General features: G+C 66.0%; 19 protein-coding genes. 9 read left to right on the top strand and 10 right to left on the bottom strand.

Annotation, left to right across the window (positions count from 1 at the left end; translation table 11 throughout):
• Positions 1–7 precede the first annotated feature (7 nt).
• Positions 8–1,096, top strand: a complete 1,089-nt coding sequence (locus tag TPR58_RS12205; RefSeq protein ID WP_346246945.1) for a S1C family serine protease — start codon at positions 8–10, stop codon at positions 1,094–1,096.
• A 16-nt stretch (positions 1,097–1,112) separates the two neighbouring features.
• Here TPR58_RS12205 and TPR58_RS12200 read toward each other — a convergent pair whose 3' ends face one another.
• Both TPR58_RS12200 and TPR58_RS12195 read right to left on the bottom strand, forming a co-directional pair.
• Positions 1,113–1,562 (bottom strand): hypothetical protein, encoded by a 450-nt coding sequence (locus TPR58_RS12200; RefSeq protein ID WP_346246944.1) that lies wholly within the window; start codon positions 1,560–1,562, stop codon positions 1,113–1,115.
• A gap of 183 nt (positions 1,563–1,745) precedes the next feature.
• Complete coding sequence (locus TPR58_RS12195; protein ID WP_110150378.1) at positions 1,746–1,943, bottom strand: hypothetical protein; 198 nt, start codon at positions 1,941–1,943, stop codon at positions 1,746–1,748.
• A gap of 156 nt (positions 1,944–2,099) precedes the next feature.
• On the opposite strand from TPR58_RS12195, the gene TPR58_RS12190 reads away from it, so the two are divergent.
• The gene (locus TPR58_RS12190) at positions 2,100–2,960 is read left to right on the top strand and encodes a metallophosphoesterase family protein (RefSeq protein ID WP_346246943.1); all 861 of its coding nucleotides are present in this window, start codon (positions 2,100–2,102) and stop codon (positions 2,958–2,960) included.
• 60 nt (positions 2,961–3,020) lie between these two features.
• On the opposite strand, the gene TPR58_RS12185 is transcribed toward TPR58_RS12190, so the two are convergent.
• Positions 3,021–3,524 carry a Ros/MucR family transcriptional regulator gene (locus TPR58_RS12185; protein ID WP_346246942.1) on the bottom strand — a complete coding sequence of 168 codons (504 nt, stop codon included), beginning with the start codon at positions 3,522–3,524 and terminating at the stop codon, positions 3,021–3,023.
• Between the two features lie 596 nt (positions 3,525–4,120).
• On the opposite strand from TPR58_RS12185, the gene TPR58_RS12180 reads away from it, so the two are divergent.
• The 4 genes from TPR58_RS12180 to TPR58_RS12165 all read left to right on the top strand — a co-directional run bounded on the left by TPR58_RS12180 (position 4,121) and on the right by TPR58_RS12165 (position 8,273).
• On the top strand, positions 4,121–5,035 hold the full coding sequence (locus TPR58_RS12180; RefSeq protein WP_346246977.1) for an iron-containing redox enzyme family protein: 915 nt from the start codon (positions 4,121–4,123) through the stop codon (positions 5,033–5,035).
• A gap of 125 nt (positions 5,036–5,160) precedes the next feature.
• Positions 5,161–5,568, top strand: a complete 408-nt coding sequence (locus TPR58_RS12175; protein ID WP_346246941.1) for a hypothetical protein — start codon at positions 5,161–5,163, stop codon at positions 5,566–5,568.
• A 72-nt stretch (positions 5,569–5,640) separates the two neighbouring features.
• A complete protein-coding gene (locus TPR58_RS12170; protein WP_346246976.1) occupies positions 5,641–7,254 on the top strand; it encodes an alpha-amylase family glycosyl hydrolase in 1,614 nt (537 codons plus the stop codon).
• Positions 7,254–8,273: a glycosyltransferase family 4 protein gene (locus tag TPR58_RS12165; protein ID WP_346246940.1), complete on the top strand. Its 1,020-nt coding sequence runs from the start codon at positions 7,254–7,256 to the stop codon at positions 8,271–8,273. Before TPR58_RS12170 ends, TPR58_RS12165 begins: the two co-directional genes overlap by 1 nt.
• 10 nt (positions 8,274–8,283) lie before the next feature.
• Here the strand turns inward: TPR58_RS12165 and TPR58_RS12160 are convergent, their stop codons facing one another.
• Positions 8,284–8,805: a MarR family winged helix-turn-helix transcriptional regulator gene (locus tag TPR58_RS12160; protein ID WP_346246939.1), complete on the bottom strand. Its 522-nt coding sequence runs from the start codon at positions 8,803–8,805 to the stop codon at positions 8,284–8,286.
• 12 nt (positions 8,806–8,817) lie between these two features.
• Here TPR58_RS12160 and TPR58_RS12155 point away from each other — a divergent pair, with 12 nt between their 5' ends.
• The 3 genes from TPR58_RS12155 to TPR58_RS12145 are packed head-to-tail and all read left to right on the top strand — an operon-like array spanning position 8,818 to position 12,996.
• On the top strand, positions 8,818–9,969 hold the full coding sequence (locus TPR58_RS12155) for an HlyD family secretion protein (RefSeq protein ID WP_346246938.1): 1,152 nt from the start codon (positions 8,818–8,820) through the stop codon (positions 9,967–9,969).
• Entirely contained in the window at positions 9,966–11,534 is a 1,569-nt protein-coding gene (locus tag TPR58_RS12150) for an MDR family MFS transporter (protein ID WP_346246937.1), read from the top strand. The genes TPR58_RS12155 and TPR58_RS12150 overlap by 4 nt, the downstream gene beginning before the upstream one ends.
• Before the next feature lie 10 nt (positions 11,535–11,544).
• Entirely contained in the window at positions 11,545–12,996 is a 1,452-nt protein-coding gene (locus tag TPR58_RS12145) for an efflux transporter outer membrane subunit (RefSeq protein WP_346246936.1), read from the top strand.
• 3 nt (positions 12,997–12,999) lie between these two features.
• Here the strand turns inward: TPR58_RS12145 and TPR58_RS12140 are convergent, their stop codons facing one another.
• The 6 genes from TPR58_RS12140 to TPR58_RS12115 all read right to left on the bottom strand — a co-directional run bounded on the left by TPR58_RS12140 (position 13,000) and on the right by TPR58_RS12115 (position 20,399).
• Positions 13,000–13,746 carry a creatininase family protein gene (locus TPR58_RS12140; RefSeq protein WP_346246935.1) on the bottom strand — a complete coding sequence of 249 codons (747 nt, stop codon included), beginning with the start codon at positions 13,744–13,746 and terminating at the stop codon, positions 13,000–13,002.
• The gene (locus TPR58_RS12135; RefSeq protein ID WP_346246934.1) at positions 13,743–15,317 is read right to left on the bottom strand and encodes a benzoate-CoA ligase family protein; all 1,575 of its coding nucleotides are present in this window, start codon (positions 15,315–15,317) and stop codon (positions 13,743–13,745) included. Before TPR58_RS12135 ends, TPR58_RS12140 begins: the two co-directional genes overlap by 4 nt.
• A gap of 115 nt (positions 15,318–15,432) precedes the next feature.
• Entirely contained in the window at positions 15,433–16,797 is a 1,365-nt protein-coding gene (locus TPR58_RS12130; protein ID WP_346246933.1) for a cytochrome P450, read from the bottom strand.
• A gap of 29 nt (positions 16,798–16,826) precedes the next feature.
• A complete protein-coding gene (locus tag TPR58_RS12125; protein WP_346246932.1) occupies positions 16,827–18,530 on the bottom strand; it encodes a Dyp-type peroxidase in 1,704 nt (567 codons plus the stop codon).
• Positions 18,527–19,531 carry a hypothetical protein gene (locus TPR58_RS12120; protein ID WP_346246931.1) on the bottom strand — a complete coding sequence of 335 codons (1,005 nt, stop codon included), beginning with the start codon at positions 19,529–19,531 and terminating at the stop codon, positions 18,527–18,529. Before TPR58_RS12120 ends, TPR58_RS12125 begins: the two co-directional genes overlap by 4 nt.
• The gene (locus TPR58_RS12115; RefSeq protein WP_346246929.1) at positions 19,524–20,399 is read right to left on the bottom strand and encodes a hypothetical protein; all 876 of its coding nucleotides are present in this window, start codon (positions 20,397–20,399) and stop codon (positions 19,524–19,526) included. Before TPR58_RS12115 ends, TPR58_RS12120 begins: the two co-directional genes overlap by 8 nt.
• Positions 20,400–20,595 lie beyond the last annotated feature (196 nt).

Below are 20,595 nucleotides of genomic sequence, written 5' to 3'. Positions count from 1 at the left end.
GGCAGCGATGAGCGAGCTGAAGGCAGGCGAGCGGATCCGCTACGAGGGTGACGAGATCCGGTTCAGGCTGAACCTGCGGCCCCAGGTTCGCCTCACGCTGGTCACGCGCGACGGCCGGTTCGTCGAGCCCGAGATCGACGGCGCCTGGCAGGTCTTCCGTAGCCTGTCGCGCCATGGCGACGATGCCGAGATTCTCGTGTTCCTCGAGGACACCGCGATCGGCCATGCCAATGACGTCTATCCCGCGCAGATGCGGATCGGCGAGAGCGAATGGTCGATGCCCGAGCCGATCGGCAGCCTGCGCTCGATCATCCTGTGCCAGCTGTATCGCAAGGACGGCGTCACCCGGCTGAAGGCATCGAACGAAGGCCATGCCTTCGGCATCGATGCCTATGCCAGGGCGCGCAACATCGAACCGCCGCGGCATCAGCGCAGCGCCCCGACCGACGTTCCGGGCCATCGCGACCTGCCGCCCTCACGTGGCGGCCGGGGCAGCGGCAGCGGCATCCTGGTCACGCCGACGCTGATCGTGACCAACGAGCATGTGCTGGAGGACGCCACCGGCTTTCGCGTACCGGTCGCGCGCGACGCCTGCCGGGTGGTCGGCGTCGACCCCATGCATGACCTGGCGTTGATCGAGGGCGAGTTCAGCGGTGACCCGATCCCGGTGCGGATTGCCGATCCGGTCTGGCTGGGGGAGGACATCATGGCCGCGGGCTACCCGCTCAGCGATCTGCTGGGTGCCGACCTGAAAGTGACGGGCGGCCATGTGTCCGGGCTGAAGGGGCTGGGTGGCGATCTGTCCCGGTTCCAGTTCAGTGCGCCGATCGGGTCGGGTTCGTCCGGCGGCGCGGTGGTCGACAAGCAGGGCCGGCTGGTCGGTGTGACCGCCGCATCGCTCGCGCATCAGAATGTTCGCGACCACGGCGCCAATTCGGAAAATGTGAACTTCGCGATCAAGGCTTGCCTGGTCCAGGAACTGCTGTCGGCGCATGGCTTCGAACTCCCAACGAACCTGAGCAGCGACGGGATGAGCCCACGCGAGCTCACCAACAGGCTGCGGCGCGGGGTGGTGCAGATCGAGGTGGCGTTCTGACGAACGCGATAGGGGCTCAGGAAAACGGACTGTCGCCGTAGCGATATTCGATGAAGCCCAGATTCTGCGTGAAGGTATCGATATCGTCGGACGCGATCGACTTGCCCATCTCGTCGAGCCGCTTGATCATCCTGTCGAGCGCCTCGTTCAGGACGAAGCTGGCAGATTTGCCCGTGCGGCGAAAGATCTCGGCGCGGTGCTGCGCCGGGATGTCGATATAGCTGGTGACCAGCTTGGGCAGGTGCTGGTCGCGCATCTGCCGGACCTCGCCGACATATTGCGCGAATTTGGCATGGCGCTGGGCCAGCGCCTCCGTCTCCTCGATCATGCCGATGATCTGGAACAGCTTGGGGCGACAGACATCGGGAATGCGCTCGTCGCGCGGATCGATCGTCGTCGGTGACGGATCGGGGGCGGCGGCAGGCTCGGTGGCCGTCGGGGCCGGCTCCGGTGCCAGCGCTTTCATCAACCGATCCCAGAAGGACGACGCCATCGTTAACCCGATTCCCGAATGGGCAAAACCTGTACCCGCTATATGTGCTTGATCCCGATCAGGAAAGGCGGGGCGCATAGTCTAAGCAGCCGGGACAGCAAAAAGCACCGTCGGCGGCGACCGGGGAAGGGGCCCGCAGCTGCAGGCCCCGACCGGTCAGGCGCGCTTGCCGCGCAGCGTGTTCAGCACGGCGATCGCCGCGACGCCCAGCAGTGCCGCGCTGGTCCAGGGACGCGCCTTTGCGAAACCCTTGGCTTTCTCCGTCAGCGGCGCGTCGCCCGAGAAATGCGTGCGGAAATCGTCGGTAAGGGCGGTCTTGCCGTTCGAGGTCGGAGCGGCGGTCTCTTCGGTCATGATGATCTCCAAATTGCGCTGATGCGCGATCCGCAGCGGACAACGCACCGATGGCAAAGACGTTCTCCCCTTTCCCGCGGCAATTCAAATTTTCGCTACCGGCCCGCAATGGACTGGCGGGGTTGAACTGAGAGGTGTGTTTGTCGTTGAGCAGCGATGGCCCGTATCGCACATCTTTCCGACATTCATTTCGGTGCAAACGACCCCGCGATGGTCGCGGGAACCGAAGCCTGGCTTGCGGAGGCGAGGCCGGACCTCGTGATCGTCTCCGGCGACCTGACCCAGCGCGCTCGGGTTGCCCAGTTCCGCGCCGCTTCCGCCTGGCTCGCCCGTCTGCGTGACGCGGGGCACCGGCTGCTGGTCGTGCCGGGCAATCACGACATCCCGCTCTACGATGTGGCGCGCCGGTTCCTGTCGCCGCTCAAGCGCTATCGCCGCTATATCGACGACCAGCTCTGCCCCTGGTTCGAGGACGACGACGTCGCGGTGCTCGGCCTGAACACCGCGCGGTCGCTGACCTTCAAGGACGGCCGGCTGAACTCAGATCAGATCGCGATGCTGCGTGATCGCTTCGCACGGGTACCGGCGCACAAGACGCGCATCCTCGTCACCCATCATCCTTTGTTCGCCATGCCGATCGGCAAGGGCAATGAATTGAGCGAGGCGGTGGGAAGCCACGATGCGGCGGTCGAAGCGGTCTGCGAGGCGGGCGTGCGGATTGCGCTGGCCGGCCATTTCCACCGCACCTACGCCGAATCCGCGCGCAAGATGGTGGAAAAGGCGGGCGGGGCACTGGTGATCCAGGCCGGAACGACCACCTCGACCCGGCTGCGCAATGACGAGCCACAGAGTTTCAACTGGATCCACACGACCGGCAGCGACGATATCGAGCTTCAGGTCGTCGTCTGGAACGGCACCGGTTTCGAGCGCGGCAATCATGTCCGCTACTGCTTCACCGACCAGGATTGGGTCAGGCACGAGCTGAACCAGGTCCCAAAGCCGCGCGCAGTCGCGTGAACGGCCTGTTCAATGGCCGGCAAGGCGCACCGCGCGGGTCACCGCGCGGTGCTGAAGGCGTCAGGCCGACTTGGGACGACCGCGCTTGGCGGGCGGGTTGACCGCGTCGGATGCCTGGGCCCGGGCGGCGCGTCCGCGTGCGCCAAGGCCGATCTTCTTCGCCATCTCGCGACGCTGTTCCGAATAGGTTTCGGACACCATCGGATAATCGGACTTCAGATTATACCGCTCGCGATATTGTTCCGGCGTCATGCCATGGGTCGACAGGTGGCGGCGGAGCGTCTTGTACGGCTTTCCGTCGATCATCGAGATGATGTGATCCTTCGATGCCAGCGACCGGCGAACCGAAACCGCAGGTGTGAAGGTCTCGCCTGCAGCCGAATCGCCAGCATCCGCATCCGTCGCGCCCGGGGCGCCGCCGGAGAGTTCAGCGAGCGTCGCATGCATCGTGCGAAGAAATGCAGGAACATCATCGGCCTGAACCCGATTATTCTGATTTCCGAGCCACGCGATAGTCAGCTCGGTTGCGAGCTCCACGGCGTTCAAGGAGGTATCTTCCGACATCGGGTAATCCTTATACTTTACGGGCGCCCTCGAATCCGTCGCCCGGTAATATTCCCCACCGGAGCCGGTCATGTCGCTTGTTGCGCGTTAATGCAACAGTCAGTGCGATTGAAATCGGTTGGCAGCCGCAATTATTCGAGATCATCTGCAAAAATATGAATTCGGCAATGTTCTGACATCTTTTGCATGCTGATCTAAATCAGGGTCTGGGCCAGATCATCTTTCGGGAATGACGAGGATCGAAGGGCGATGCCGAGCGTCTTTTCACTGCCGACGGTCGGGATTTTTTGATCCCGGGAAGAGTCATTCGCAACGCGCCGCTGCCACCCACAAGCGTGCACTGGCCTTGCGCGCGCGCTTGCCCCATACTCGCATTGTCGCTTCGATTGAGTTCGGGCCTGAAAAGACGGCCATCAGGAATAGTCGTATGACGACTGGTTCTCTGCCCGATTGGCAACGCGAACAGGGAAGATTTGATTCCCATTCCAAAGCAGGATCTTAGCATATGTGAGGATGGGAACACTGCGATTGTCGGGACGTTGAACCGGCCCAGATCCCAGGAGCTTCCCTTGTCCAGTCTCAATAAGCGCATCGAAATGGTCAGGTCGCAGTTCTTCACGGACTCGTTCCAGCAGGAACTTGCATATTGGAACCGCGATCGCCTCCAGCCCGGCCTCCCGACCGATGACTGGCTTGACCGCATGGGTCAGGATGCGCGGACCGCACGCAGGGAGGGCGCGTTCATCGAAACGCTTCGTGCCCAGGTGTCCGAGGAAGCCGCATCGGCTCCGACCGATGTCGAGGGATTCATCAAGTGGTTCGAGGCGCTGAAGGAGAACGGGCCGGGGCAGGGTGATCCGCTGTTCCCGTGGCTCGCCGCCGAGGCCGATCGCGACCAGCTGCGCTGGTTCTTCGAACAAGAAGCTGCCGGTGAGGCTGGTTTCGACGATCTCGTCGCGATGACGCAGGTCAAGCTGCCGACGTTGCCGAAGCTCGAGCTTGCCCGCAACTATTGGGACGAGATGGGTCATGGCACGGCCAAGGGCATGCACGGCCCGATGCTCGATGCTCTGGTCGAAACGCTGGAGGTCGAGCCGGTCATAGAAAAGACGGTGTGGGAAAGCCTGTCGCTCGCCAATGCGATGACGGCAATGGCCGTGAACCGACGCTATGCCTGGCATTCGGTCGGCGCACTCGGCGTCATCGAACTCACCGCCCCCGGGCGCGCAGCGCTGGTTGCCGAGGGTCTCAAGCGAGTGGGCCTGACGCCGAAGGAAGCGCGTTACTTCACGCTCCACGCGGTGCTTGACGTGAAGCATAGCGAGGACTGGAATCGTGATGCCATTCGACCGGCGGTCGCGGAGGATCCTCGCCGCGCCACCGCGATGGCCGAAGGTGCGTTGATCCGTCTTCGGTGCGGCGCGCGCTGCTTCGATCGCTATCGGACCGAGCTGTGGGACAGGGGGGTAGGGGCCGAGCAGTTGGCACCGCTGGAACTCGCCGCCGCCTGAGGTTCGCCGGACTCCACGCAGTACGCGTCCTGCGGCGTGATGAGGGCCAATGGACCGTTCCACTCGGGAACGGTGTCCCGGCTGCGCCGTTCACGCCCCGTCTCGCGTTCATCACAGGTGCTTCGATGATTTTTGCGGTCGACCCTTCGGACTCCGCCCGACCTGCAGAACCTGCAGTCGGGCAAACCGGCGACCCGCTCGCGCGGGCATTTGGATGGCTCAGCGTCGCGGTCGGGCTTGCCGAACGTGCCGCACCGGGCGCGGTGGGCCGGGCGCTTGGCCTGGATGTGCGTCGCGCACCGGTACGCGCCAGCGGCCTGCGCGAGATTCTCGACGAGAGCAGCCTGGTTCAGGCCGGTCGCCAGATCGCGCTGGGTGGACGGGTCGCGTCCGATCTGCTCGACATGGCCGAGGTGGCGCCGGTGCTGCTGGCACGCGACGGCGCGCGCGGCGACGCCGCCATCGCACTCGTGGCGCTGGGGGGAATCGCCTTGCTCGATGCGCTCGCCTATCTCGACCGCCTGTCCGACTAGCCGCCTCGCGCTAAATCCGCCCGACTGGCAAGCCGGCCGGAGCCATTCGCTCATCGATGCATTGTGCCCGTGATGCGGGCGAGCAACTTGACGGACAATCACGACACGAACACGCCATGGTGGGAGCCGGGGGTGATCTATCAGATCTATCCCAGATCCTTTCAGGACAGCGACGGCGACGGGGTAGGCGACCTTCGCGGGATCGAGCGGCGCCTCGATCATGTCGCGGCGCTCGGCGTCGACGCGATCTGGCTGTCGCCCATCTTTCCCTCGCCGATGGCCGATTTCGGATATGATGTCGCGGATTATTGCGGGGTCGATCCCCTCTTCGGCTCGCTTGCCGATTTCGATCGCCTGCTGGCGGCGGTTCACGCGCGCGGGCTCAAGCTGCTGCTCGATTTCGTGCCGAACCACAGCTCGACCGCGCATCCCTGGTTTGTCGAGAGCCGCTCCTCGCGCGATAACCCGAAGCGAGACTGGTATATCTGGCGCGATCCTGCGCCCGGTGGCGGCCCGCCGAACAACTGGATCAGCGACATGGGCGGTCCGGCCTGGGAGTTGGATCCCCACACCGGCCAATATTATCTCCACGCCTTCCTGCGCGAGCAGGCGGATCTGAACTGGCGCAATCCGGAGGTTCGCGCGGCGATGACCGACGTGCTGCGCTTCTGGTTCGACCGCGGCATCGACGGGTTTCGCATCGACGTCCTGTGGCACATGATCAAGGCGGAGGGGCTGCCGGACAATCCACCCAACCCCGATTATCGCCCCGAGCTGGGCGAGAAGCTGAAGGTGTTGCAGCACCATTCCGCCAATCAGCCCGAGGTTCACGAGATCGCTGCCGCGTTCCGGGCGCTCGCGGACGAGTATGGCGATCGCCTGCTGGTCGGCGAGATCTGTCTGCCACTGGATACGCTCATGCACTATTACGGGCGGGAGGCGCCCGGGGTGCATCTGCCGTTCAATTTCCAGCTGCTCGACACCCCGTGGGATGCCGCTGCGCTGTCGGCGATGATCGCCGCCTATGAAGCGGCGCTGCCCGCCGGCGGCTGGCCGAACTGGGTGATGGGCAGTCACGATGCGCCGCGCATCGCCGCCCGCCTGGGCGAGGCGCAGGCGCGGGTCGCTGCCGTGCTGTTGCTGACGCTGCGCGGAACGCCGACGCTGTATCAGGGCGACGAGATCGGCATCGGCAAGGTGGCGATACCGCCCGACCGGATCCGCGATCCCCAGGATCTGAGGCAGCCGCGCATGGGGTTGGGACGCGACCGGTCGCGGACGCCGATGCCATGGGATTCATCACCCTTCGCCGGATTCAGCACGGTCGAGCCCTGGCTGCCGCTCGGCGACGACTGGCGCACGCGCAACGTCGCCGCGCAGGAGCAGGACGCGGGATCGATGCTCGATCTCTATCGCCGCCTGCTCGCGCTTCGCCGCGACCATGCCGCGCTCGCTGTCGGCGACTTTGCGATCGTTCCGTCGGACGCCGACGTCCTCTGCTATGAACGCCGCCATGCCGGACGGCGGTTGCTTATCGCGCTCAACCTTGCCGACGCGCCAAGACGGCTGCTGCTACCCGATGATGCGGGCAGCCCGCGCCTGCTTCTGTCCACCCTGGACCCCCGTCCGATCGACGGAACGCTGTTTGGAAACGAAGCCATGATTCTAGAACTGGCCGCCGCCTGATGCGGGTTGCGATGATTGCACCGATCGCATGGCGCACCCCGCCGCGCCATTATGGCCCCTGGGAACTGGTCACCAGCCTGCTGACCGAGGCGCTGGTGGCCCGCGGCGTCGATGTCACCCTGTTCGCGACGCTGGACAGCATCACCGACGCGACCCTCGATGGGATCGTGCCGGCGCCCTATAATGACGACCCCGCGATCGATGCCAAGGTGTGGGAATTCCGGCATCTCGCGCATGTCTTCGGCCAGGCCGATCGGTTCGACATCATCCACAACCAGGCGGACTTCCCGGCGCACGCCTTTTCCCCACTCGTCGCGACGCCGATGGTAACCACGATCCATGGCTTCTCGTCCGATCGCATCCTGCCCATGTACGAACCGTTTCAGGATCGCATCCACTATGTCGCGATCAGTGATGCCGACCGGCATCCGCGGCTCAGCTATGCGGCAACGATTCACCACGGCATCCCGCTGGATCAGTTCGCGTTCGACGAGCGGGGAAGCGAGGGCCTGTTGTTCTTCGGTCGGATCCATCCCGACAAGGGCGCGAAGGAGGCAATCGACGCGGCGCGGCGAAGCGGCCGCACCCTCGACATGTATGGCATCGTCCAGGACGGCGATTATCACCGCGACCATGTCGAGACCGCACTGGGCGACGGCGCGATCCGCTATCACGGCGCAGTTGGCGGACAGGCACGGATCGACGCTCTGGGCGGCGCGGCGGCACTGCTTCACCTGATCAACTTCGACGAGCCTTTCGGCCTGTCGGTGATCGAGGCGATGGCCTGCGGGACACCGGTGATCGCCACGCGCCGTGGATCGATGCCGGAGTTGATCGACGACGGCATCACCGGGTTCCTGGTCGACTCGCTCGACGAGGCGGTGGCGGCAGTCGAACGCATCGGCGAGATCGACCGTGCCGCCTGCCGCCGCGCGGTCGAGGCGCGGTTCAGCATCGATCACATGGCCGATGCCTATCTCGCTCTCTACCACGAAATCCTCGGAACCTCAGCCGTATAGCCGTGGGTGTTCAGTCTGGGTCGATACCTTCGACTTTGTCGACCTTCGCCGATAACTGCTCGATGATCGTCGCCAGACTGGCCCGCTGTTCGGCATCCAGGCTGCCAAAGATCAGGTCGACCAGCTCGACCCGCAACGGCTCGGTCGCCGCAATCGCCTGCTCGCCCTTCCCGGTTATGGTGATCTGCTTCACCCGCCGGTCGGACGCATCGGGACTGCGGACAAGCAAGCCGTCGCGCTCGAGCTTGTCCAGTGCCTCGGTCACGGTGCGCGGGGCCATGCCGAGATAATCGGCGATATCCGCCGCGCGCATCGGGCCGCGCTGGTCGACGCACATCAGCATCTTGGTCTTTGCAAGCGACGCGCCGCCGGCCGCCATGCGCCGGTCGAGCAGCCGGTGCATCCGCAGGAACAGCGTTCCATAGCTTTTGGCGAGGAGATCGAGGTCGCTCATGAATTTGTGAGGGCCCTCAATAAATGGGATTGCCATTAACTGCAACCGGCGTAAGGGCACCCGACCCTTCGGTTGCAACTGGATGAGTCGATGTCCGACGAGAACGCGCAAACGGCGGAAAGTGCCCCGCCGCCGCGAACTTCCCCGCTGAAAAATCCCAGGGTCCGGCTGATCCTGTTGCTGGTCGTCGTCGCGCTGCTGGTCGGTGGCGGCCTGTGGTACTGGCGCAATCAGACCTATGGCAAATATCAGCAGTCGACCAACGACGGTTATATTCAGAGTGACGCCGTCATCGTCTCTTCGAAGCTGAGCGGCCGGGTCGAGCAGGTCCTGGTCGCCGACAACCAGTGGGTCCGCAAGGGGCAGCCGCTGGTCGAGATCGACGGACGCGAATATCAGGCGCAGGTCAGCCAGGCGGAGGCCCAGATCGGCATCGCCGACGCCAATGCCGAGGGTGTCCGCGCCCAGATCCGCGAGCAGGACGCCGCGATCGACAGCGCGCAGGCGCAGCTCGCCGCGGCTACCAGCAGCCTTGGCTTCGCCCGCAACGAGGTCGCCCGCTACACCCCCCTGGCTGCCAGCGGCGCCGAAACCGGCGAGCGACTTGCCCAGCTTCGCGATCAGGAACGCCAGGCTGCGGCGCAGGTCGCATCCGCCCGCGCCCAGCTGGTCGCTGCAAGGCGTCGCGTCGGCACCCTCTCGGCACAGATCGGGCAGGCGCAATCGCAGCGCCGCGCGGCTGAGGCCCAGCTGAGCGCCGCCGGCGTCAATCAGGGCGCGACGGTCATCCGCGCCAGCGTCGATGGCCGCGTCGGCAGCAAGACGGTGCAGCCCGGGCAGTTCGTCCAGCCGGGCGTCCGGATGATGTCGATCGTTCCGGTCGAGCGGCTGTATGTGACCGCCAACTTCAAGGAAACCCAGCTCGGCCTGATGCGGATCGGTCAGCCGGTGACGGTTTCGGTCGATGCACTCGAAGGCGTTCGCATCCATGGCCGGGTCGAAAGCTTCTCTCCGGGGACCGGGGCGCAATTCTCGCTGCTGCCGCCTCAGAATGCGACCGGCAACTTCACCAAGATCGTCCAGCGCGTGCCGGTTCGGATCGCGATCGATGTCGGTCCGGAGACGCGCAAGCTGCTGATCCCCGGCATGTCGGTCGAGGTCAGCGTCGACACCCGTTCGGCCAAGGGCGCGCGTGAGGCGATCGAGCGCGAGCAGGAGCAGCGGACGAAAGGCCGGCAGTGACCGCGGCCGCAGCCCCGGATTCGGCCTCCGTGGCATCGGCGCCCGTCCAGAAGGCGGACCTCGGCGCCTGGCTGGCGGTCGCCGCCGGCAGCCTGGGCGCGCTGATGGCGACGCTCGACATCTCGATCGTCAATTCGGCACTGCCGACCATCCAGGGCGAGATCGGGGCGAGCGGGACCGAGGGGACGTGGATCGCGACCTCCTATCTGGTCGCCGAAATCGTCATCATCCCGCTCAGTGCCTGGCTGGAGCGGCTGTTCGGCCTGCGTACCTTCCTGCTGATCGCCTGCGCGCTGTTCACGGTCTTCTCGGTCGTGTGCGGCCTCTCGACCAGCCTGACGATGATGATCATCGGGCGCGCCGGACAGGGGCTGACCGGCGGTGCGCTGATCCCGACGGCGATGACGATCATCGCCACGCGGCTTCCGCCCCGCCAGCAGCCGATCGGAACCGCGATGTTCGGCGTGACGGCGATCCTGGGCCCGGTGATCGGGCCGCTGGTCGGCGGCTGGCTGACCGAATCCGTCAGCTGGCATTATGCGTTCTTCCTGAACGTGCCGGTCTGCGCATTGCTGGTCGCGCTCCTGTTCATCGGCCTTCCGCACGAGCGTCCGGACTGGTCCGAGCTCCGCCAGGCAGACTGGATGGGAATTGCGGGGATGGCGCTCGGGCTGGGCGGGCTGACCGTGGTGCTGGAAGAGGGACAGCGCGAACAATGGTTCGAGTCCGAATTCATCTGGCAGCTGTCCTTCCTTGCCGCCTTGGGCTTTGCGCTGCTGGCTGCCGGCCAGATGTTCGCGCGAAAGCCCGTGATCCGGCTGCAGCTGCTGCTGGACCGCCAGTTCGGCAGCGTCGCGGCGATGGCCGTGGTCCTCGGCGTCGTGCTCTACGGCACCTCCTACGTCATTCCGCAGTTCGTCTCGATCATCGCCGGCTATAACGCGCTTCAGGCGGGGCAGGTGCTGCTGCTGATGGGAATCCCCAGCCTGATCCTGATGCCGTTCACGCCGCTGATGATGCGCTACATCGACATCCGCATCGCGGTGACCTTCGGCATGGCGGTGATGGCGCTCAGCTGCTTTCTCGACGTCGGACTGACCGCCCAGTCCGACGGCAGCGCCTTTACCGATTCCCAGCTGCTGCGCGGGGTCGGCACGATCTTCGTCATGCTGTTCCTCAACCAGGCCGCGATCCGGTCGGTGCCGACGCGCTATGCCGGCGACGCCGCCGGGCTGTTCAACGCGGCTCGGAACCTGGGCGGCTCGATCGGGCTGGCGATGCTGGCGACGATCCAGGACCAGCGCAGCTTCTTCCACGCCCGCCGGATCGAGGAATCGCTTCAGGCCAATTCGCCCGGGGTCCAGGATTATGTCGCCGGCCTCTCCCAGAATCTGGGAAGCACCGATGCGGCGATGCTGAGCCTTGGCGGCACGATCCAGAAGGAGGCACTGGTGATGACGTATAACGACATCTTCTGGCTCCTGACGATCGGCATCCTGCTTATCACCCCGCTCGTGCTCTTCCTGCGCCCGCTCCCGAAGGACGGGCCGATCGTCATGCACTGAGGACATGCTCATGCGCCGCCTATCACCGTTCATCCTGCTCGCGCTCGCGTCGGGCTGCACCATGGGCCCCGATTACAAGGGGCCGCCCGCTGCGCCCGGATCCACGCCCGCCGCCGGTTTCGTCCGGGCGGAGCCGGACTTCGTCGCGACTGCCCCGCACGTGGCGGAGTGGTGGACCGCGTTCAACGACGCCACGCTGAACGACATCCAGCGCCGGGCGCTGTCGTCCAGCCCGGGGGTGGCGGTCGCCCAAGCGCGCCTGCGGCAGGCACGCGCCACGTTGCGCCTGGACCGCGCGAACCGGGCGCCGGCGCTGGGCGCGCAGGGGATGTATGTTCATGCCGAGCTGCCGGGGCTGGACCTGGGCTCGTCGGGCAGCGGCAATTCCGGCGGCAGCGGCAGCGCCAATGCACTCGATCTCGGTTCGATCGACTTCTTCAACCTGGGATTCGACGCGAGCTGGGAAATCGACCTGTTCGGCGGCAGCCGGCGCACCGTGGAGGCATCGCGCGCCTCGGTCGAGGCGGCACAGGCCAATGTCGCCGATGCGCAGGTCCAGCTGACCGCCGACATCGCCCAGGCCTATATCAATCTGCGCGACCGCCAGGCGCAGCTCGCATTGTCGCAGCGGACCGTCGCGCTTCAGCAGCAGATGCTGGATCTCGTGCGCCAGCGCCGCAGCCGCGGTGCCTCGTCCGATCTCGATGTCGAGCGGCTGCAGACGCAGGTGCGGGCGACCCAGGCGCAGGCGGTGCCGATCGAGGCCGAGATCGTGGCGCTGAAGAATGCGCTGGCGGTGCTGGCGGGCGACCGGCCGGGCGCGCTCGACCCGATGCTCGACGAGACGCGGCCGGTCCCGCTGCCCCCGGCGCAGATCGCGATCGGCGATCCCGAACAATTGCTGAAGCGCCGCCCGGATATTCGTGCCGCCGAGCGCAACCTGGCAGCGCGGACCGCACAGATCGGCGTGGCCGAGGCCTCGCGCTTCCCGCGGCTCAGCCTGATGGGCATGATCGGGCTGGGCGGAACCTCGCCGTCGGACCTGGTCGATCTCGACAATCTCAGCGCGCTGGCGATGCCGCGGCTGCAATGGCAGTTCCTCGACTTCGGCCGCGGCCGCGCGCGCGTCGGTCAGGCTGAGGGACGCCGCGACGAAGCCGAGGCGCAATATCGCCAGGCGGTGCTCGGCGCGCTGCGCGATGCCGAGGACGCGCTGGCCCGCTTCGGCAGCCGCCGCCGGGCGATCGCCTCGCTCGAACAGGTCCGTGCATCGGCCGAGCGTGCGGCGGAGCTGATGCAGCAGCGCCAGCGCGCGGGCACCGCGACCCTGATCGACGCGCTAGATGCAGAGCGCCAGCGGGTCGTGGCGGAACAGAATGTCGCGACGGCGGTGGCGGCGCTGACCAACGACTTCGTCGCGCTGCAAAAGGCGCTCGGGCTCGGCTGGTCCGATGCCGGCTGAGCGCTAGCGGATCGCCTCGACAACCGAGGCCGCCAGCGCCTCGGCCATGATCGCGAAGGTGGCTTCGCCCTCCTGCGCCGTCGCCCCGGCGGGTGAGCCGAAATAGGCGTGCGGCCCACCGGCCTCCGTAAAGTTGGTCGCCCCCGCGGCAAAGGCGGTGACGAGGCTGGAGGGGTTGTCCGCCAGTCCGGCCCGCGCCGGATCGTCGACCAGTTCGGGCCGGTCGGCCAGCACCAGGCTGGTCTCGAACTGGCCTGCGTGACAGGCGCCCGACACGAACTCCGCGGTCAGCTGCGCTGCGAGCGCGCGCCGGGTGAAATCGGGAAAGGCAAGCGGCAGGCCGATCGCGGCGCATTCGGGCGCCAGGCTGCGCAGCATCGCGACATTGGCGGGGTCGAAATGGCTGTTGGCCAGCGCCAGGCAGGCAAAGCCCTGTCCCTTCAGGCTGCGCGCGATGTCGAGGATCAGTGCTCGGGCGGTCGCCTCGGAGATCGAAATGGTGCCGACAAATTCGGACGCGTAATGCGCGGGTGCATAGGCGATCGCTGGAAGCACGAACGCCTCGACATCGCGTGCCTGCAACAGCGTGGCCGCCCGCCGGGCCATCCCGTCGGAGATGATGATGTCGGTGTTCAGCGGCAGGTGCGGTCCATGCGCCTCGACCGCGCCCAGCGGCAGGATCGCGACGACTGGCCGGCCGTCATCGACCGTCGCCTTCACCCGGGTCCAGGGCAGGTCGCCGAGGTTCATCGATACAGCTCGCGCATCAGCTTGCGGTTCATCTTGTCCCGATCGTTGCGCGGCAGCGGCTCGGTCGTGAAGAACAGCCGGTGCGGCACCTTGTATCGCGCCAGCCGTTCCCGCGCATAGGCCAGCAGGTCCTGCCGGATCTCATCCTCGTCGCCGCCGTCTTCTCGACGCACAATGATCGCGACCGGCTTTTCCAGGCCATTCGCGTCCGCCTGGCCGAAGACGCAGCATTCCAGCACTGAGGGATGCTCGCCGAGACAGGCTTCGACCTCCAGCGGGCTGACATAGATGCCGCCGCTCTTGATCATGTCGTCGCCGCGTCCCTCATAATACCAGTAGCCATCGGCATCGCGCCGGAACAGGTCGCCGCTGACGATCGCGCCGCCGCCCAGATGGCGTTTCGATTTGGCATAGTCGCCATGATAATGGAGCGCGGCGGAGTCCCCGCGGACGCGCAGCACGCCGATCTCCCCCTCGGTAATTGGCATGCCGTCGTCGCCGAGCAGATCGGCCTCATAGCCGGGCACCAGCTTGCCCAGGCTCCCGGGGCGGACGTCGCCGGGACGATTGCTGATATAGATGTGGAAGCTCTCCGCACTGCCGATGCCGTCGATGATCGGCACCCCGAACCGCTTGTTCCACCGTTCGTGCAGGTCGCGCGGCAACGCCTCGCCCGCGCTCCACATCATGCGCAGGCTCGACAGGTCGGGCGCCTGCGCTTCGGCTTCCAGCATCTTGCCGATAAGCGTCGGCACATTGGTCAGCACCGTCGGACGATGGCGCGCGATCAGGTCGAACAGGCGCTCGGGCGTCGGCTGCTCGCGAAACAGGATCGCGGTGGCGCCGACCGCGAAGGGAAACATCAGGTTGGTGCCGGTCGCATAGCCGAAATAGAGCCGCGGTCCGGACAGGGTGATGTCGTCCTCGCTTATGCCGATGAAACGCCTAGCATAGACTTCGCTGTTATAGGCGAAATGGAAATGGGCGTGGACCGCCCCCTTGCTCTGTCCCGTCGTGCCGCTGGTGAACAGCCAGACGGCGGGGTCGTCCTTGCGCGTCGGCCAGGGTGGCGGGGCAGGGGGGTGATCGGCGGCGATCCACGGGTCGAAGTGCGGAAGGTCGCCACTGTCGCCGTCACCGACGAGGACTACCGAACCGGGCGCTTGGCAGAAGCGGGACTCCCTGCGCGCCGCCTCGAAAGCCTCGCGGCTCGTCTCGTCGATAAACGCGAACTGCGGCTTCACATAGCCGAGATAATAGGAATAGTCGGCGGCCGGCAGCATCGGATTGACCTGCGTCACCACCGCGCCCGCCTTCAGCGCGCCGAACCAGGCATAGACGAATTCGGGGCAGTCGCGGGTGCACAGCAGCACCCGCTGCTCGGGCAGCAGGCCGGCGGCGAGCAGGCGTTCGGCGACCCGCGAGACATTCCCGGCCACCTCGTCATAGCTGATCGCCCGATCCTCGAAGATCAGCGCCGTCTTCGCGCCGCGACCCGCCGCGATGTTCGAGAAGACGAAATAGTCCGCCATGTTGAAGGCATCGGGAAAGACCGGCGGATCGTCCGTCATGCGCGTTCGGTCTCCATCTCCAGCCGGCATGTCGGTTAACGCCGATCGCGCCAGATCATCGGGGAGCTTGCGATGCGCGTCAATCGCGGGACGGCCGCGCGTCCTTCTCCCCGACCTAACTGTCGAATTCCAGGTGGAGATGCTGGGCGAAGGGCGTTCCGTCGGTATCGATCTGCCCCCGCGCGCCGGCGGCGCGGCGCAGGTTGGGACGCGCGAGCAGGGGTTTGAGCATCGCGGGCAGGACGGCGCGATTGATATGGGCGCCGAAGCAGGTGTGCATCCCATAGCCCCACAGCATATAGGTTTCCCATGGCCGGTCCGTCCGGAACCGCGCCGGATCGGGGATGGCCAGCGGGTCGAACATCGCCGACAGGTTCGACGCCATCACGATGCTGTCCTTGCGGATACGCCTGCGCCTCAGCCACCCGCCGGCGATCGTCGTGTCGCGCATCGCCCGGCGATAGACGACCGGGTTCAACGGGCGGAAGCGCAGTGCCTCGAAGATATGGGCCGCGAGAAGATCGTCGTCGCCCGCTCGCGCGGCGGCGCAGGCGCCGGCGAACGGTTCCGGGCGGTTCAGCAACTCGTCGAGCGCCAGGTTGGCGGTGCCCGACAAGGTCGGCAGCTCGCCGATCAACAGGCCGATCAGGTTGTTGCGAATGTCCAGGTCGCTCATCCCCGGCATGTCCGCGCTGCCCATCGCCAGGCACCGGCCGAGCACATCGTCCCTTATCTCTCCCGACGCTCGACGCGCGGCGATATGACGGTCCAGCCAGGCACGGAAGTCCGCCGCCGCGACCCGCGCCCGCGCATCCAGGTCGGGATCCGCCTGCAGGTCGATGAACAGATACCAGAAGAGCAGGGTCGTCCATTCGGCGATCGCCGCCTCCGACGGGCCGGGCGTGCCGAAATAACGGTCGAGCAGCCCCGCCGCGACCGGCTGGGTCAGCGCCTGTGGCACGTCGATCACGCCGGGCAGCATCGCGACGATGTCGGCGGATTTTGCCTCGACATAGGGCGTGACGATCACCGGCACGTCCTCGCGCCGCATGGTCAGCCGCATGTTGGAAACGTCGCGAGTGTATCTCGGCGTGTCCTGCATCCCCAGGAAGAAATTCTCGCCGCCGGTGATCATCTTCATCCGCGGGGCATAGACGACACCGAAGTCATCATCGCGGGAGAGGATGTCGATGACGTCGGCCCGGCGCGTGGCGAGCGCGGTGATGCCGTTATTCTCGTACGAGCTAATCGTCCGCCGGTTCAGCACCAGATTTGGCTGCACCAGCCGCAGCAGCGCAAACACCCGGCGCTGTCCGGTCGGGCTCGTCAACGCCGCACCGATCCGCCCGGCTGCGGTGCCGCCCTTGCCGAACAACGCGGCGATCCCGCTGCCGATCAGCGCCGCCAGGGCGCCCAGTCCCTGCAGGAGCAGCAGGAGCCGGCGCCACAGGACGATCGGCAGGTTGAGTAGCCATTGCACCGGGCGCCTCCTCTAAGGGCGGGTTCGGATCAGGTCGGATCGATGATCCCCATTCCGATCATCCGCAGCGCGGTCATGCTCGGGATGAAGAAATAGTCGCCGCCGCGCGGCTCGACCAATTGCGGCAGGTGATCGCAGATGAAGGGCAGGCGGCCCGCATCGGGATCGACCGGGATCACCAGCTTGGGTTCGTCGGTCACCGCATGATTGCCGATGACGGGACAGGTGTCGCTGCCGGTGTTGAAGTCCAGCCCGTATTGCATCCATTGCTGCTGGACGAACTCGAACTGGCGGAACAGGCTGGTGCACAGCGCCATGAAGATGATGCCATGGTCGCCACCGGTGTCGGGCGTGTTCCGGTCGAACGCGCCGTAAGGCAGGCCGCGCCGCAGGATGCGGCGGCGGTTGATGATCGCCGACCCGTCGAGCGACCGGCCCGATGCGTCGAAGGTCGGGCCCAGCGTGTCGCGCGGATTGGCGCGGCGCAGATGCGAGGTCAACGGGCATTTCGAGCCGACCGGATCGCTGGCATAGGTAAAGTTGGTGAAGCGCAGCGCGATCTCCGCCAGTTTCGGCTTGTCGCCGGCGGCGCGGGCCTGGTCCAGCTCGGCGACGAACCGGCGCCACGCGCCATAGGTCGGCGCCACCATCAGCGGCACGCCGTCTTCCCAGCGGCCGACCATCTTCGCCTTGATCGTCAGCACCGCCTCGTCCTGCGGCACCTGGAACGTGCGGGCATAGCGGCTGGCCTGGTCGTCGATATAGTCGTGGAAGGTCCCGACTGCCTCGTGCAGCTTGCGATAGGCCATGAAGGTGCCGTTGCGGCTGAACGCGATCGGCATCGCCGCGCCCGGGATTTCCTGCGCCTCGTCCGGATAGCCGAGCAGGAATTCGCCTGTCGCCAGCGGTTCCCAGCTGCCGTCCGCCATCAGCTTGCCGCCGCCCGCCACGCGCAGCCGCTCGGCCTCGCCGGAGAACTGGCCCGAGAACACCGGATCCCCGAAGCCGTCGGACAGGCCGAAATGCTCCTTGTTGGTCGGCCAGCAGCGGTCGCCGTCCTGCCGCATGACCGCCGACAGGTCCTGCCACCGCCCCTTGTCCGGCCCGACGCCGTCCAGCAGGACCACCCCGCCGTGCAGGCTGTCGCACAGCGCGACGATCGCGTCGGTCTCGTGCTGCAACTCGTCGCAGGCGGTCCCGTCGGGGTTCATCTGGGCATAGAGCGTCAGGATGATGTGGACGCGCTTGTCGCCCTTCGACTCCTGCCACACTGTATCGCGCTGCTTCAGAAAGGGGTCGTCGCCCAGGATGGCGGCGCGGGTTTCCATGCCGTCGATGAACTCGTCGGGCATCCCGCGCAGCGTGCGCGTCGGCACGCCCAGGGCAAGCAGGCCCATGAAGGTGAAGCCGATATTGAGCGTCACCTTCGGCTTCCACAATTGCACCCGTCCCGGATAGTCGGGCAGGCCCTCGGCGCGGGCGATGTCCTTCACCCGCGGATTGCGGGTGCGCAGCAAAGGTTCCTCGCGATTGGGGTCCTTCCAGCGGGCGGCGGTGGTGATCTTCGGGCGCAGCGCCTCGACAAAGGCGCGGCCCTTCCTGGCGTCGCGCACCGTCAGATAGAAATTGCGCCCCTTGGGAAAACCGTCGCCATAGGTGCGCAGGATGCCGCCCTGGATATCGGCAAGGTCGAGAAGCGTGGCGGCGGGCGCCGCATTGGCCGCGTTGGTCATGCCGCATCTCCCGACAGCGTGCTGCGTATCACGCCCGGCGGCTGGGTCGGTCCGTCGAGATCGGCGGGGCGATGAATTTCGAGAAACCGCCGGAAGGCAGCACCCCATTCGCCGGGATCGCGATGCTGCTGCTCGATCGCGAATCGGGTGAACGCCTGTTGCAGGTACAGGCTCTTGAGGACGTGGCGCAGATCACTGCCGGGGGCGGCCGGATAGGGGCGGGCGCCCCAACTCAGGATGCGATGATAGCCGATCGCCACGCCGATCACGACGAGCGCGATGCCGGCCCACGGTGCCCATGACCAGCCGCCCCAATGCGCAAAACCGGCGGCCCAGGCCCAGCCGGCCAGCCGGAGCAGCCAGGCGATCAGCGTTCCCGCGAGCAGCGCCAGACCCAGGACCGGGATCGCCGCAAGTCCGGGGATGGAGATGGATTTCAGCTTGGGCGGGACATACCAGTAATCGTGGAAGGGCATGGTCGTCTCGACCTGGCACCGCATGATGTAGCGGGCGAAGCTGGCCGGGTCGGTCACCGTGTCGAACTGATAGCAATATTGGAAGATCGATCGAAGCTCGGGCTCCATCTCGAGCCACAGCTCCTCCAGGTAGCGGCCGGGCTCGCCGGTACCGGCGGGGTCGAGCAGGTCGAAATCCGCGGTCCACAGGATATAGGGACAGGGGATCTGGTCGACCGGCTGCGGGTCCAGCAGGTTGGTCGCCATCGCCGCATTGACCAGCGCGTTGCTGTGGTCGCGCCCGTTGAAATAGGGCTGGTCGAGCACGATGAAGCGGGTGAAATGCGTCCTGAGGTTGCGCGAGAAGGGGCTGTTGATGCCGATTTCCTGGGTCGCGTGCGATTGCAGCGCGGTCGGCAGCGTCTCGAGTACCTGCCGCACGACATGGATCGGCGAGCTTTTCATCCCGTCATGCTCGACGATGCCCTCGTTGCAGACCGGGATCGCGGCGGTGAAGAAATAGCTGCAGACGTCGATATCAGCCATGACGCTCCTCCCCCGAATCCGGAGCGGGCGGGGGTGGTGAGGGGTCTTCCGGATCCCTTGCCTTGGGCGGATCGCCGGGCCTGTTCGACGACAGCACGGCATCGGCCACGGCGCGGACAGCCGCTTGCGACGCATCGTCGTCGCCCGCGGACGATGCCAGCACCGCCTGCATCGGGATCGGCTCCAGCGCTCGATCGGCTTCGATCGCGCCCGTGCCGCGTTCTCCCCACAGCCCGAGTTCGGCATCGGCGCGATTGCGATCCGCAGCCGCGGTGTCGCAGCTTGCGACCGGCGCATATCCGGGAGATCCGAGCCCGCCCTGATTGGCAATCAGCAACCGCTCGAACGCCGCGGCCAGTTCGCTGTCCCGCAGAACGCCCGCCCGGTCGGCGACTTGCGCCAGGTCGTGGCCCAGCTTGAGCGCGAGCTTGATGTCACGCTGCCCGCTGCCCGGCGTGGCATTGTAATAATAGCCGGTATCGATCTGATTGGCGCGGATATAGTTCTTGAACGGGGTGATCGGGATCGAGTTCGGATATTTGGTGCTGGAATACCAGAACAGGTCGAGCCCGCCGGGGATGCCGTCGGCGAAGGCGTCGATATACTGGTCCCATGTCCCGTTGAAATTGCTGCAGAACAGCATGTAATCATTGGCGAGATCGGCCTTGGGCTGGCCCAGTTGCGGCCATTGGTCGCGTCGGATGATCACCCACCGTGCGAAGTGAATGAAACCGAGGCCGAGCAGGCCGGACAGGGTTTTGGGAAGCGCTCGCGCAGCCATGAACAGCAAGTTGTTGATCCATGTACGGCCAGGCCGCATCGGCGTGAGCACGTTCATGCCATAGGCCTTGCCGGCCAGATTGCTCATTGTCCGATCCCCCTGTGGATCAACACCACAATCATTCGAGCACGCTATACTTTGCGTGATCACGAAAACTTGTTCGTCGATTGATCGCTAATCTAGGTTGTCCGCCGGCTTCAAGACAAGCCGTTCGCGCAGGATTGGACTCGATTGATCGGCCGGTCGAGCGAACATGCGTTTCGCCTGTAATCTCGCGGCGGAC

Source organism: Sphingomonas rustica, assembly GCF_039652585.1.
GTDB classification, from domain to species: domain Bacteria; phylum Pseudomonadota; class Alphaproteobacteria; order Sphingomonadales; family Sphingomonadaceae; genus Sphingomonas; species Sphingomonas rustica.
This window is presented reverse-complemented; position numbering and strand designations above follow the sequence as displayed.

Bases quoted from the DNA above. Each gene is read 5' to 3' on its own strand.
- TPR58_RS12205 (WP_346246945.1), top strand. From the start codon at position 8: ATGAGCGAGCTGAAGGCAGGCGAGCGGATCCGCTACGAGGGTGACGAG.
- TPR58_RS12200 (WP_346246944.1), bottom strand. From the start codon at position 1,562: ATGAAAGCGCTGGCACCGGAGCCGGCCCCGACGGCCACCGAGCCTGCC.
- TPR58_RS12195 (WP_110150378.1), bottom strand. From the start codon at position 1,943: ATGACCGAAGAGACCGCCGCTCCGACCTCGAACGGCAAGACCGCCCTT.
- TPR58_RS12190 (WP_346246943.1), top strand. From the start codon at position 2,100: ATGGCCCGTATCGCACATCTTTCCGACATTCATTTCGGTGCAAACGAC.
- TPR58_RS12185 (WP_346246942.1), bottom strand. From the start codon at position 3,524: ATGTCGGAAGATACCTCCTTGAACGCCGTGGAGCTCGCAACCGAGCTG.
- TPR58_RS12180 (WP_346246977.1), top strand. From the start codon at position 4,121: ATGGTCAGGTCGCAGTTCTTCACGGACTCGTTCCAGCAGGAACTTGCA.
- TPR58_RS12175 (WP_346246941.1), top strand. From the start codon at position 5,161: ATGATTTTTGCGGTCGACCCTTCGGACTCCGCCCGACCTGCAGAACCT.
- TPR58_RS12170 (WP_346246976.1), top strand. From the start codon at position 5,641: ATGCGGGCGAGCAACTTGACGGACAATCACGACACGAACACGCCATGG.
- TPR58_RS12165 (WP_346246940.1), top strand. From the start codon at position 7,254: ATGCGGGTTGCGATGATTGCACCGATCGCATGGCGCACCCCGCCGCGC.
- TPR58_RS12155 (WP_346246938.1), top strand. From the start codon at position 8,818: ATGTCCGACGAGAACGCGCAAACGGCGGAAAGTGCCCCGCCGCCGCGA.
- TPR58_RS12145 (WP_346246936.1), top strand. From the start codon at position 11,545: ATGCGCCGCCTATCACCGTTCATCCTGCTCGCGCTCGCGTCGGGCTGC.
- TPR58_RS12140 (WP_346246935.1), bottom strand. From the start codon at position 13,746: ATGAACCTCGGCGACCTGCCCTGGACCCGGGTGAAGGCGACGGTCGAT.
- TPR58_RS12135 (WP_346246934.1), bottom strand. From the start codon at position 15,317: ATGACGGACGATCCGCCGGTCTTTCCCGATGCCTTCAACATGGCGGAC.
- TPR58_RS12125 (WP_346246932.1), bottom strand. From the start codon at position 18,530: ATGACCAACGCGGCCAATGCGGCGCCCGCCGCCACGCTTCTCGACCTT.
- TPR58_RS12120 (WP_346246931.1), bottom strand. From the start codon at position 19,531: ATGGCTGATATCGACGTCTGCAGCTATTTCTTCACCGCCGCGATCCCG.
- TPR58_RS12115 (WP_346246929.1), bottom strand. From the start codon at position 20,399: ATGAGCAATCTGGCCGGCAAGGCCTATGGCATGAACGTGCTCACGCCG.